Consider the following 11,978-nt stretch of genomic DNA (forward strand, 5'->3'; position numbering starts at 1 on the left):
TCACTCCCCATTACAGAAACCCTTCTGCCCTGACCTTGGCCACCAGTTCGCGCCACAGCGACAGCCGTGCCAGCGGGTCGCCCGCCGTCACCTGGCCCACGCCCTGCCACAAGCCCTCGGTATTGAAACTGAACACTGGCGTCAGGTCGGTCCGCTGCGACGCGGGCAGCACCTCGGGCCGCAGGTTGTCCAAAATCAGCGGCTCGGCGCCCGGCTGGGCATAGTAGGCCAGCACCATGTGCGCCAGCGACTGGCCCTGCAGCCGCGCCCGCACATAGACCATGCGCAGCTTGGCCGTCGGCACGCCCGTGGCCGCCAGGCCGAAGTATTTGGCGATGGCGTAGTCCTCGCAGTCGCCGGCGCGCTTTTCCAGGCTTTCCAGCGGCGAGGCCCAGTAGTCCGGCAGGTTCCAGACGACGGCATCGTCCTTGAAGGCCAGACGGCGGTTGAAGAAATCGTTGATGTCCTTGAGCCGCTGCAGCTCCTCGGCCGTGCCACTGCGCTCGATCTGCTGCACCAGGGCCTGGGCCTGCTCGACGACGCGGGGGCCGCGGGCGGCTGCGGCTTCCAGCACGCGGGACGCGTCATAGGCCGCCAAGGCCAGCACCGGGCCCGCCACCAGGGCGGCCAGCCACCACCGGCGCGGGCGGGGGGCAAAAGCGACACGGGGCGGGGAAGTGGGCAAGATTGACGGCGGGCTGCGATTGAATTCACTGTACCCGGCCGGCACGCGCCCGAAGCGCCTCTAAGATTTTTGGCTATGCAGAACCCGGCACCTTCCCACGCCCCGCGCGCTCCCGTCGCACGGGCGCAGCAGATCCGCGACGACCTCGACCAGTCGCGCCGCCGTGGTCCCCTGCAGCAGATCCAGATCCCGCCCTGCCCCGAACTGCTGGCCCAGCTCCAGCAGGCCATGAGCCAGCCCGAGCCCGACCTCAACCTCGTCGGCCGCATCGCCTCCAGCGACGTGGCCATGGCTGCCACGCTGCTGCGCATCGCCAACGGCCCCTTGTTCAAGCCCGTCGGCCTGCCCTGCACCACCGTCGGCCAGGCCATGACGCGCATCGGCCTGCGCGAGAGCGTGGYCGTCATGACGGGCTTCCTGGCCCAGCACGCCATCCCCGTCAACGCGCCGCAGCTGGCGCGCTTCTGGGAACGCAGCACCAAGCGCGCCATCGCCATGGCCATCATTGCCCAGCAGTTGCCGGGGTTGTCGCCCGACCTGGCGCACAGCTTCGGCCTCTTCCTGCATGTCGGCATGCCCGTGCTGATGCAAAGCGTGCGCGGCTATGCGGCCACCATGGTGGAGGCCGGCGCGCGCATCGACCGCCCCTATATCGCCACCGAGAACGCCAATCACAAGACCGACCATGCCGTCGTCGGCGCCCTGGTCGTGCGGGTCTGGAACCTGCCGGCGCCGCTGATGGCCGCCATCCGCCTGCACCACGACTTCACGGCCCTGGGCCACGACGGCATCGAGCCCGAGATCCACACACTGATGGCGGCTGGTCTCATTGCCGAGCACTTGATGCGCCGCCACGAGGGCCTGCCCGAGGACGCCGACTGGGCCGGCCACCACCAGGCCGCGATGGCTTGGCTGCACATCGGCTGGGACGAGCTGGCCCAGTGGGAAGAGGCCATCACCGCGCAGTTCGACGCCGCGTGAAAGCCCTCCGCCTGCGCGTCGTCGTCCTCGCCATCATGGTGGTGGGGACGGCGCTGACGCTGGCCTGGTGGGTGTTCGGCCCCTCCGGCGTCGCCGTCGAGCTGACCAAGCGCAGCTGGCGCATGGAAATCATCGTCGAGCGGCTGCGCTCCGAGAGCGGCTCCGACTGGTGCGACGAGCTGCCCGAGGGCGCCTTCGACATCAGCCGCCGCACCATCGCCGACCCGACCGGCAAGCGCGCAGAGCCCAGCGAGCATTGCCGCTACAACCTGCTCGCCTGGCGCCGCAGCTGGATCATCAAGAACGAGGGCGGCCCGGACGACCGCCCCGACTGGCCGCGGCCGCCGCTGCGCATGGCCCCACCCGGCCAGCCCGGCAGCGAGCGCCTGGGCCAGCGCGAGGCCTACTTCGAGATCGAACTGCGCGACCGCGAGGACCACGCCTGGGTCTGCCGCCTCGACCCCGAGCACTGGAAGCAGTTGCGCGTGGGCATGCGTTTTCGCATGCCGGTGGACCGCTTCGGCACGGCCAACTGCCCGGGCATGTATCCGTCGCGCTTCTGACGGGCCGCGACTGCGGGCGTCAGTGGAACAGCTGCCAGGCCGCGACGACGACGTGGCCCCAGAGCATCAGGTTGAAGCCCAGCAGCGTGAAGAGGCGCAGGAAGGTCCAGAACTTGCGCGCGCGATGCAGGGCCTCGTCGGCCCCGGTAAAGACGTAGATGCCCATGTAGAGGGCCGAAGGGAACAGGGTGGCAGCCATCACGAGCGCCATGAACCAGTAGAAAAAGGTCATGCCGCCATTGTCGCGACAGCCTCCACCCGCAAGGATTGACGTTAGCCCGCAGGCCGTCAGCCGGCCTTGGCCGCCTTCCAGCGCTTCAGCATCTCGGCTTCCTGCTCGGGCGTGAAGGCCATGCGGGTGCGGCCCTTCTCCTCCTTCAGCTGGCCCTGGTACCAGGCCAGGGTCTCTGCCACCGTCTGCTCGACGGGCCGGAAGCGCAGGCCGGCCTTCACGGCGCGGCCGTTCTGCCAGGTGTGGAAGCCCTTGGTGTCACCCGCATAGGGCGCCCAGATCGGGAAATCGATGCCCTCCTGCTTGGCGACGAACTCACCCGGGATCCAGGTGATGGTGCTGGGATTGGGCGTGGCCTTCTGGCAAGCGGCGATGACCCGCCCCCAGGTCATCGCCTTCTCGGGCCCGAGGCCGTTGAAGCTGCCGATGGTGCGGTTCTCCACCATCAGCACCAGCCACTCGGCCAGGTCGCGCACGTCGATGAGCTGCAGCGGGTCGGTCGGCGCGCCGGGCACGGCGACCTCGCCGCCCTTGTCGAAGCGCGCTGGCCAGTAGGTGAAGCGGCCCGTCGGGTCGTCGGGGCCGACGATGAAGCCCGGGCGCACGACCGTCGTACGCCCGGGCAGCGCGGCTTCGGCGGCGGCTTCGCAGGCGGCCTTGAGCCCGCCGTAGTTCTCGAAGTTCTTGCCCATCTCCTCGACCTTGGGGTCGGCCAGAACGGCCAGCGGCGCGCTCTCGTCGCCGTTGATCGGGCTGGGTTCCTTGTAGGCGCTGATGCTGGAGATGTAGATGTACTGCTTGACCCGCGGCGCCAGCAGCTGGGCCGAGGCGCCGACCATGCGCGGGTAGTAGCCCGAGTCGTCGATGACGGCGTCCCATTCGCCGGTCTCCAGCGACTTGATGCCTTCACCCTTCAGCGGGTCGCGGTCGCCCTGGCGCTTCTCGATGTGCGGGAAGAGGCCGGGCCGCGTCTTGCCGCGGTTGAACAGCGTCAGCGTGTGGCCGCGCTTCTCGGCCGCCTCGACGATGGCCGGGCCGAGGAAGCCGGTGCCGCCGAGGATGAGGATGCGCTTGGGCGCGGGCGCGGCCGCCGCGAAGGCGGCGCCGGGAAGCAGGGTGGTGCTCATCTGCAGGACCTGTCGGCGTGAGACGGTGATCTTCATGTGAGAGTCTCCTTGTGATGGAAGGGCAGCGGCGCGGCTTCGGCGTGCTCGCGATGACGACGGTTGACGAGCCGGCCCAGCCAGCCCGCGATGGCGACCCAGGCGCCGGCACAGCCCAGCGCCGCGAGCGAGACCGGCACCAGCAGCGCGGCAAACAGCGTCGGCGCCCAGACGCCGAGGAAGTCGCCGCCGCGGAAGACGAAGGTGTCGATGAAGGCCTTGGACTTGTAGCGTTCCTCCGGCCCCAGCGGGATGTAGAGGATCTCGCGCGCCGGCCGGTCCACGGCGTAGTGGATGCCGCGGCGCAGCACCTGCACCAGGGCCAGCGCCAGGAAGCTGGGCCACAGCGCCAGCGCGCCGAAGCCCACGGTCGTCAGCAGCGGCAGCACCAGCAGCACGCCGGACACGCCGATGCCGCGCAGCAGCCGGCTCGTCAGCAGCAGCTGCACGGTCAGTGTCAGCACATTGGTCCAGAAGTCCAGCTTGGCAAAGGCTGCCGTGCGCTCGGCTGGGCTCGCAAAGCTCTTGGCCACGATGTCGCCTTGCATCAGATAGAGGAAGGTCGAGGCGATGGTGAACAGCAGCATGTAGGCGCAGATCAGCTGCAGATAGCGTGAACCGGCAATGGCGCTCAGCCCGGCCTTGAAGTCCGGGCCCGGTTCACGCGCCTGCTGGCCTTCGCCCGACGACAGCTTGAAGTGCCGGGCCAGGCGCAGCATGAAGAACACCGCCAGCTCCAGGCCCAGCACGGCCAGCAGCATCAGGCCGGCGACCGGCAGCTTGAAACCCCAGCTGCCACTGCTGGCCACCTCGGTCACCGCAGCACCGACGACCGCTCCCAGCGTGCCGCCCATGGAGATCATGCCGAACAGGCGCTTGCCCTGGTCCTCGGTGAACACGTCGGCCATCAGGCTCCAGAACACCGACACCACAAAGAGGTTGAACACGCTCAGCCACACGTAGAACGCGTATCCCAGCAGGCTGCCCCCATGCGCTGGCAGCGCCTGGAAGAGCGCGGCGAACACCAGCAGGTTGACCGCGAAGAAATGCGCCACCAAGGGGATGAAGCGTCTGCGCGGCAGGCGCGACACCAGGGCCGCATAGATCGGGTTGACGACGAGCATGACGACCAGCGTCGTCGTCATCAGCCAGGGCAGCCAGTCGGCGCCGCGCGCAATGCCCATGGCCTCGCGCACCGGCCGCAGCAGATACAGGCTCAGCAGCAGGAAGAAGAAGTAGCCGGCCGCCCACAGCAGCGCGCGGCCCTCGCCAGGGCGCAGCAGCACCAGTCGTTGCAGTCTCGAGGTCAGCGCCGTCATGGCGCGATTGGCGCACCGCTGGACTCCCGCGGCGATTCGTCACGGCGGGAAAACCCATGCAGGCAAAACCCGTCCGTGACACACGGCATGGGTGGCGTCAGCCAGGTTGCGGGTTGCGCCCCTCGATCAACGGCACCAGGGCGCGCGTGCCTTGGTAAAGATGCTCGAACAGCTGCTTGACGCGCGGCACCTGGCGCAGCTCGACGCGAGTCAGCAGCCACAGCTCGCTGCGCCAGTCGCGCGGGGGGTCGAACACGCGCTTCAGCTCGGGGTCGGCATCGCCGAGATAGCAGGGCAAGGCGCCCAGGCCCATGCCGGCGCGCACCAGCTGGCGCACCTGGGCCAGGCTGTTGGTGCGCACCGCCACCTGGCGGCCCAGGCCCTGGCTTTCCAGCCAGCGCGCCGAGGCCAGGTGGGCCAGCTCATCGTCGACGCCCACCCAGGGCTGCAGGTCCAGCGTGTCGGCGCTGACCCCGCCCAGCCTGCGGGACGCATAGACCGTCGCCTCGACCTTCGCCAGGCGCCGCCCCACCAGCGACTCCGGCGGCGGACCACCGGAGCGCAGCGCGACATCGGTCTCGCCCTGCTGCACGTCCAGCAGCGCATTGCCGCTGCGCACCTGCAGCTGGACCTGATGCCGGGCCTGGTAGCTGGCCAGCAGCGGCGGCAGCAGGTCCTGCATCCAGGTGTCGGCCGCGCCCACCCTCAAGAGCCCGCCCGGCCAGGCCTGGCGCCCGCGCAGGCTCTCGGTCACGACATGCAGCTCACGCCCCATGCGGCGCGACAGCTCGACCAGCTCGGCGCCGGCCCGCGTGGCCACATAGCCACCGCGCAGGCGCTCGAACAGCCGCAGGTCCAGCTTCTGCTCCAGCGCGCGCAGCCGCCGGAACAGCGTGGCATGGCTCAAGCCGCCCGCACCGGCCGCCTTGGCCAGGCCGCCGTGCTGGGCAATCAGCTGCAACAGGCGCAGGTCGTCCCAGTTCAGGTCGTTGATGGCGGAGGCTGTCATGGCCAGCAATTTTGCAATGAAGATTTGCAAATTTGCTCATTTTTACGGCTCGGCCACTTCCTAGACTGAAGGCCTTCCCAGCACCACAAGAAAACCCGCCATGTCGATGTACGAACAGCTGCCCTTCCAGCCCGCCAACCCGGGCGAGATCGACCGCGTGGTGGCCGACTTTCCGCTGGCCACCCTGGTCAGCGCCGATGAAGGCCGCATGCTGGCCACGCCGCTGCCGCTGATCCTGCAGCGCGATGCGGCCAGCGGCGAAGCCCATCTGATCGGCCATCTGTCCCGCCGCAACCCGCAGTTCGCCATGCTGCAGCGCCAGCCGCGGGCGCTGGCCAGCTTCACCGGTGCGCAGGGCTATATCGCCAGCAGCTGGATGAGCAACCGCCGCTATGCACCGACGTGGAACTACGAATTCGTCCAGTTCGAGCTGGATGTCCGCATCGAGGACAGCCCGGAGCAACTGCTGCGTGCACTGGATCTGTTGAGCGCCCATGTCGAAGCGCCCTTCCCCAAGCCCTGGCAGCCGGCCGAGATGGGGCCGCGGCTGGAACAGCTGGCCCAGTACATCGTGCCCTTCAGTGCCCGCATCCTCGACACCCGCGCCCAGTTCAAGCTGGGCCAGGGTGATCCGGCCGACGCGCGGGCCGACGCCTATGCCGGCCTGTCCCGCTACGGCAACCATGAGCTGGCCGCGGCAATGCGTCGCCACGAGGAGTTGCTGCAAGAGGCCAGATGAACGCGAAGCAGCGCGCTTCGCCTAGGCCGCCTGCAGCCTCTCCGCCGGCACGGCCACGACAAGGACTTCGGCCTGCGCGCAGACCTGGCCTGCGCTCTCGACCGTGCAGACGACGGCGTACTTGCGGCCTGAGGCCTCGCGCACCGAGGCGCGCAGCTCAAGCGCCTGACTGCTGCGCGCCGGCTTCAGGAAACTGATGGACAGCGAGGCCGTGACGAAGGTCTGGGTCGGCGGGCCGGCTGCGAGGTCATGGCCGTTGTCGCGGCAATACCGGGCCAATGCCGCCCAGACGGCATGGCAATCGACGACGGAGGCGATGGTGCCGCCAAAGACATAGCCCGGATAGCCGATGTGCTGGGGCCCGGGCTGCCAGCGGCAGACCAGTTCGTCCCCCAGCCAGCGGCTCTTGATCTGCAGGCCACGCGCATTCAGCGCGCCGCAGCCATAGCAATGCACCTGCAGCACATCCTGCAGCGCGGGACCGTCGTCGAGATCGGCTTCCATCGTGGGCTCCCCAAAAAGCGATGGCCCAGTCTGGCCCGCCAGGCCGCGCGGCGCATCTCGGCCAACTACGGCCCGGGGCAGCGGCGAACACGGTAGTGGGACCGTGCCGTCTCAGTGCAACAGCCGCTGCTGGCCGGCGTGATGCACGGCCTCGGCCCGCGTCTTGCAGCCCAGGGCGCGCAGCGCGCCCGACACATGCATCTCGACGGTGCGCGGACTCAGCTGTAGGGCCTGGGCGATCTGCTTGTCGGTCTGGCCACCGGCCACGGCACGCAGCACGGTGAGCTGGCGGGGCGTCAGCGTCGGCCGCGGCAGCGGCGTGCCGATGAAGCCCTGGATGCGGTCCACCATCTGCGTGAAGGCAGGCTCGGAGGCGAAGGGCACGTGGTTGTCGCTGTCCAGCGGCGCGAAAACCGCACCGGGAATCAAGGCCGCCAGCCGGCGCCCCTGCTCGAAGCGGACCATCTGGTCACCACGGGCATGCAGCACCAGCGTCGGGCAGCGCACGCGCGCCGCGGCGGCCTTGACGTTGAGCCAATACATCGCCCTCAGGTAGCGCGCCGCGACTTCCGGCGTGGCCGAATCGCGCTGCAACTGGCCGAAAACGCGCTGCTGCTCGGGCGTTGCGCCGGGCATGAATTTGGAAACGAAGACCTGACGGAACACCGGGCTCGCCGCACCCCAGCCGACCTCGGCGACCTGCGCGAGCATGTCCCCCTCGCGGCGCACGCCCGGGTCGGGGTGGCTGGTGCTGTAGTAGGAGGTCGCGTAGCCGCCGTAGAGAATCAGGTGGCTGACGCGCTCGGGATGGCGAGCGGCGTATTCCACGGCGACGCCGGCTGCGCAGGTGAAGGCCAGCAGCACGAAGCGTTCGAGCCCGTGGGCGTCCGCGACGGCCTCCAGATCACTCACCCAGGCGTCGAAGGAGATRTCGTCGACGCGGCGCTGCGACAGGCCGCTGCCGCGGGTGTCGTATTCGATGTAGCGATGGCTGGCCGAGAAGACCTCGGTCAACGCCGGATACAACATGCCGGCGGGAGCACGATCCAAATGCGACAACCAGGTGGCCGCACGCAGCAGTGGAGGCCCTTCACCCTGGGCGGCCGTGGCGATCTGGACGCCATCGGCGCTGGTGCAAAAACGGATCTCGCGGCTGGGCGGCACGACGCACTCCCGGCGGATGGGAAGGGGCCAGTCTAGGCTTTGTCCCTCATCGCCATGAAAAAGGGCCGGCAATGCCGGCCCATCTGCTGGTCGCGCTGCGCTTACTTCTTGCGCACCGGCGGCACGTCCGTGCAGGAGCCGTGCGCCACTTCCGCAGCCATGCCCAGGGACTCGCCAAGCGTCGGGTGCGGGTGGATGGTCTTGCCGATGTCCACCGCGTCCGCGCCCATCTCGATGGCCAGCGCGATCTCGCCGATCATGTCGCCAGCATGCGTGCCGACGATGCCGCCGCCGATGATGCGGTGGCTCTCGTCGTCGAAGATGAGCTTGGTGAAGCCCTCGTCGCGGCCATTGGCGATGGCGCGGCCCGAAGCCGTCCAAGGGAACAGCCCCTTGGTGAACTTGATGCCCTTGGCCTTGGCCTCGTCTTCGGTGATGCCCACCCAGGCCACCTCGGGGTCGGTGTAGGCCACGCTCGGGATCACGCGGGCGTCGAACTGGCTCTTCTTGAGCTTGTCGTCGCCCAGCAGTTCGCCGGCAATGACTTCCGCCGCCACATGGCCTTCATGCACCGCCTTGTGGGCCAGCATGGGCTGGCCGACGATGTCGCCGATGGCGAACACGCTGGGCACATTGGTGCGCATCTGCACGTCGACCGGGATGAAGCCGCGGTCGCCGACGATGACGCCCGCGTTCTCGGCGCCGATCTTCTTGCCGTTGGGCGTGCGGCCCACGGCCTGCAGCACCAGGTCGTAGCGCTGCGGCTCCTTCGGCGCGCCCTCGCCTTCGAAGGTGACCCAGATGCCATCGGGCTTGGCCTCGGCACCGACCGTCTTCGTGTTCAACATGATGTTGTCGAAGCGGTGGGCGTTGAACTTCTGCCAGACCTTGACGAGGTCGCGGTCGGCGCCTGTCATCAGCGTGGGCAGCATTTCGACGACGTCCAGGCGTGAGCCCAGCGTGGAGTACACCGTGCCCATTTCCAGGCCGATGATGCCGCCGCCAACGATGAGCATCTTCTCGGCCTCGACCTGCATCTCCAGCGCGCCGGTCGAGTCGACGATGCGCGGGTCTTCGGGCAGGAAGGGCAGGCGCACAGCCTGCGAGCCGGCCGCGATGATGAGGCGCTTGAAGGCGACGGTTTGCGACGAACCCGTCTTGGCCTGGCCGACAGCGCCCTCGGTGGCTTCAACCTTCAGGTTCTGCGCATCCAGCAGCGTGCCGACGCCACGCAGCACGGTCACCTTGCGCATCTTGGCCATGGCCGCGAGGCCGCCGGTCAGCTTGCCGGTGACCTTGTTCTTGTGGGCGCGCAGCTTGTCGATGTCGACCTCCGGCTCGCCGAAGGCCACACCCAGGTCGGCCATGTGGCTGACCTCGTCCATGACGGCCGCGACGTGCAGCAGCGCCTTGGAAGGGATGCAGCCCACGTTCAGGCAGACGCCGCCCAGCGTTGCGTAACGCTCGACGATGGCAACCTTCAGACCCAGGTCAGCGGCGCGGAAGGCAGCCGAATAGCCACCGGGGCCGCCGCCGAGAACGACGAGGTCGAAGGCCTGGTCGGCGCTACCCGAGTAGGTCGCGGCGGCAGGGGCCGGCGCGGCGGCGACCACAGGTGCCGGTGCAGGCGCTGCGGCAGCCGGCGCGGGGGCCGCAGCTTCAGCGGACTCCAGCGTCAGCACGACCGAGCCCTTGGCGACCTTGTCGCCGATCTTGACGCGCAGCTCCTTGACCACGCCAGCGGCGGACGAAGGGATCTCCATCGACGCCTTGTCGCTCTCGACGGTGATGAGGCTCTGCTCAACCTTGACTGCGTCGCCGGCCTTGACCAGCACCTCGATGACGCCGACTTCGTCGAAGTCGCCAATATCCGGAACTTGAACTTCCACGATTGCCATTGCAATTTTCCAGTTTGATCAGTTGGGGACAGAGCTCGCTATGCGAGGTCTGTCCCGCAAGGTCTTACAGGGCAATCCGACGGAAGTCGGACAGCAGTGACGCGAAGTAGACGTTGAAGCGCGCAGCCGACGCGCCGTCGATGACGCGGTGGTCCCACGACAGCGACAGCGGCAGGATCAGGCGCGGCTGGAAGGCCTTGCCGTCCCACACCGGCTCGATCGAGCTCTTGCAGACGCCCATGATGGCCACTTCCGGTGCGTTGATGATGGGCGTGAAGTACTTGCCGCCGATACCGCCCAGGGACGAGATCGAGAAGCAGCCGCCGCTCATGTCGGCCGGGCCCAGCTTGCCGTCGCGGGCCTTCTTGGCCAGTTCGCCCATCTCGGCGCCGATCTGGAAGATGCCCTTCTTGTCGGCGTCCTTGATGACGGGCACGACCAAGCCGTTGGGCGTGTCGGCCGCGAAGCCGATGTGGAAGTAGTTCTTCAGCACCAGCGTGTCACCGTCCAGCGACGCGTTGAACTCGGGGAACTTCTTCAGCGCCGCGACGGCCGCCTTGATCATGAAGGCGAGCATCGTGACCTTGATGCCGGCCTTCTCGTTTTCCTTGTTCAGCTGGACGCGGAAGGCTTCGAGCTCGGTGATGTCGGCATCGTCGTGGTTGGTGACGTGCGGGATGACGACCCAGTTGCGATGCAGGTTGGCGCCCGAGATCTTCTTGATGCGGGACAGCTCCTTGCGCTCCACGGGGCCGAACTTCTCGAAGTCGACCTTGGGCCAGGCCAGCAGGTTCAGACCCGTACCGCCGCCAGCGGCAGCAGCAGGCGCAACGGCCTTTTGCGCGGCGGTCTGCACCGTGCCACTCATGACGGCCTTGACGAAGCCCTGCACGTCGCTCTCGACGATGCGGCCCTTGGCGCCACTGCCCTTCACTTCTGCCAGCGGCACACCGAGCTCGCGGGCGAGCTTACGGATGCTGGGCGAGGCGTGCGGCAGTTGGCCTGTCGGGGCGGTCGGCTGGTGGGCCGGCAGCGCGGCAGCGGGTGCCGCGGCCTTGGCTTCGGCGGGTGCGGCTGCAGGTGCGGCCGCGGCAGGCGCCGGCGCCTGAGCGGGCGCCGCGGCGGGCGCGGGTGCACCACCGGTGGCGGCCACGCGGGCCAGCGGCGAACCCTTGGCGACCTTGTCGCCGACCTTGACCAGCAGCTCCTGGACGACGCCGGCATGCGACGACGGGATTTCCATCGAGGCCTTGTCGCTCTCGACGGTGACCAGGCTCTGCTCGACCTTGACGGTGTCGCCGACCTTCACGAGCAGCTCGATGACGGCCACCTCGTCGAAGTCGCCAATGTCCGGGACTTCGATGGTGACCGGGCCGCTGCTCTGGGCCGGGGCCGGAGCAGCCTGAGCAGGCGCTGCTGGTGCCGGCGCAGCGGCAACGGGCGCGGGGGCGGCGGCCGCAGGCGCCGGCGCAGCAGCGCCCTCGCCCTCGACGATCACCAGCACGCTGCCTTCCTTGACCTTGTCGCCGACGGCGACCTTGATCTCCTTGACGACGCCGGCCTGCGACGACGGAATCTCCATCGATGCCTTGTCGCTCTCGACGGTGATCAGGCTTTGCTCCACCTTGACGGTGTCGCCGACCTTGACCAGCACCTCGATGACGCCGACCTCGTCGAAATCGCCAATGTCGGGAACCTTGACTTCAACCAATGCCATGTTT

The 11,978-nt window shown here is 68.5% G+C and carries 12 protein-coding genes; 3 read left to right on the forward strand and 9 right to left on the reverse strand.

Annotation, left to right across the window (positions count from 1 at the left end):
- Window positions 1-10: 10 nt before the first annotated feature.
- A complete protein-coding gene (locus tag AC1DW3_RS16970) occupies window positions 11-685 on the reverse strand; it encodes a transglutaminase-like cysteine peptidase (protein ID WP_477932980.1) in 675 nt (224 codons plus the stop codon).
- Window positions 686-760: 75 nt separating this feature from the next.
- Here AC1DW3_RS16970 and AC1DW3_RS16975 point away from each other — a divergent pair, with 75 nt between their 5' ends.
- Together AC1DW3_RS16975 and AC1DW3_RS16980 are read left to right on the forward strand one after the other, a co-directional pair.
- Window positions 761-1,666, forward strand: a complete 906-nt coding sequence (locus AC1DW3_RS16975) for an HDOD domain-containing protein (protein ID WP_477932982.1) — start codon at window positions 761-763, stop codon at window positions 1,664-1,666.
- Window positions 1,663-2,229 (forward strand): hypothetical protein, encoded by a 567-nt coding sequence (locus tag AC1DW3_RS16980; protein ID WP_477932984.1) that lies wholly within the window; start codon window positions 1,663-1,665, stop codon window positions 2,227-2,229. The genes AC1DW3_RS16975 and AC1DW3_RS16980 overlap by 4 nt, the downstream gene beginning before the upstream one ends.
- A gap of 19 nt (window positions 2,230-2,248) precedes the next feature.
- Here AC1DW3_RS16980 and AC1DW3_RS16985 read toward each other — a convergent pair whose 3' ends face one another.
- The 4 genes from AC1DW3_RS16985 to AC1DW3_RS17000 form a co-directional block, all read right to left on the reverse strand.
- Window positions 2,249-2,461 carry a hypothetical protein gene (locus AC1DW3_RS16985; RefSeq protein ID WP_477932986.1) on the reverse strand — a complete coding sequence of 71 codons (213 nt, stop codon included), beginning with the start codon at window positions 2,459-2,461 and terminating at the stop codon, window positions 2,249-2,251.
- A gap of 56 nt (window positions 2,462-2,517) precedes the next feature.
- Window positions 2,518-3,624, reverse strand: coding sequence for an NAD-dependent epimerase/dehydratase family protein (locus tag AC1DW3_RS16990; protein ID WP_477932988.1), 1,107 nt, complete (start codon window positions 3,622-3,624; stop codon window positions 2,518-2,520).
- The gene (locus tag AC1DW3_RS16995; RefSeq protein ID WP_477932989.1) at window positions 3,621-4,943 is read right to left on the reverse strand and encodes an NTP/NDP exchange transporter; all 1,323 of its coding nucleotides are present in this window, start codon (window positions 4,941-4,943) and stop codon (window positions 3,621-3,623) included. The genes AC1DW3_RS16990 and AC1DW3_RS16995 overlap by 4 nt, the downstream gene beginning before the upstream one ends.
- Before the next feature lie 97 nt (window positions 4,944-5,040).
- Window positions 5,041-5,952, reverse strand: coding sequence for a LysR family transcriptional regulator (locus AC1DW3_RS17000; protein WP_477932991.1), 912 nt, complete (start codon window positions 5,950-5,952; stop codon window positions 5,041-5,043).
- A gap of 100 nt (window positions 5,953-6,052) precedes the next feature.
- Here AC1DW3_RS17000 and AC1DW3_RS17005 point away from each other — a divergent pair, with 100 nt between their 5' ends.
- Window positions 6,053-6,691 carry an FMN-binding negative transcriptional regulator gene (locus AC1DW3_RS17005; RefSeq protein ID WP_477932993.1) on the forward strand — a complete coding sequence of 213 codons (639 nt, stop codon included), beginning with the start codon at window positions 6,053-6,055 and terminating at the stop codon, window positions 6,689-6,691.
- Window positions 6,692-6,712: 21 nt separating this feature from the next.
- On the opposite strand, the gene AC1DW3_RS17010 is transcribed toward AC1DW3_RS17005, so the two are convergent.
- From AC1DW3_RS17010 to aceF, 4 genes are all read right to left on the reverse strand, one after another.
- On the reverse strand, window positions 6,713-7,195 hold the full coding sequence (locus AC1DW3_RS17010; protein WP_477932995.1) for a PaaI family thioesterase: 483 nt from the start codon (window positions 7,193-7,195) through the stop codon (window positions 6,713-6,715).
- 111 nt (window positions 7,196-7,306) lie between these two features.
- Window positions 7,307-8,359, reverse strand: a complete 1,053-nt coding sequence (locus AC1DW3_RS17015) for an alpha/beta fold hydrolase (RefSeq protein ID WP_477932997.1) — start codon at window positions 8,357-8,359, stop codon at window positions 7,307-7,309.
- A 101-nt stretch (window positions 8,360-8,460) separates the two neighbouring features.
- Complete coding sequence (lpdA, locus tag AC1DW3_RS17020) at window positions 8,461-10,257, reverse strand: dihydrolipoyl dehydrogenase (RefSeq protein WP_477933000.1); 1,797 nt, start codon at window positions 10,255-10,257, stop codon at window positions 8,461-8,463.
- Window positions 10,258-10,321: 64 nt separating this feature from the next.
- Entirely contained in the window at window positions 10,322-11,974 is a 1,653-nt protein-coding gene (gene aceF, locus AC1DW3_RS17025; RefSeq protein ID WP_477933002.1) for a dihydrolipoyllysine-residue acetyltransferase, read from the reverse strand.
- Window positions 11,975-11,978: the final 4 nt, after the last annotated feature.

This window comes from Roseateles sp. P2_H4, assembly GCF_056403315.1.

Coding starts and splice junctions, on each gene's coding strand:
- aceF (WP_477933002.1), bottom strand. CDS start 11,974: ATGGCATTGGTTGAAGTCAAGGTTCCCGACATTGGCGATTTCGACGAG.
- AC1DW3_RS17005 (WP_477932993.1), top strand. CDS start 6,053: ATGTCGATGTACGAACAGCTGCCCTTCCAGCCCGCCAACCCGGGCGAG.
- AC1DW3_RS17000 (WP_477932991.1), bottom strand. CDS start 5,952: ATGACAGCCTCCGCCATCAACGACCTGAACTGGGACGACCTGCGCCTG.
- AC1DW3_RS16995 (WP_477932989.1), bottom strand. CDS start 4,943: ATGACGGCGCTGACCTCGAGACTGCAACGACTGGTGCTGCTGCGCCCT.
- lpdA (WP_477933000.1), bottom strand. CDS start 10,257: ATGGCAATCGTGGAAGTTCAAGTTCCGGATATTGGCGACTTCGACGAA.
- AC1DW3_RS16990 (WP_477932988.1), bottom strand. CDS start 3,624: ATGAAGATCACCGTCTCACGCCGACAGGTCCTGCAGATGAGCACCACC.
- AC1DW3_RS16985 (WP_477932986.1), bottom strand. CDS start 2,461: ATGACCTTTTTCTACTGGTTCATGGCGCTCGTGATGGCTGCCACCCTG.
- AC1DW3_RS17010 (WP_477932995.1), bottom strand. CDS start 7,195: ATGGAAGCCGATCTCGACGACGGTCCCGCGCTGCAGGATGTGCTGCAG.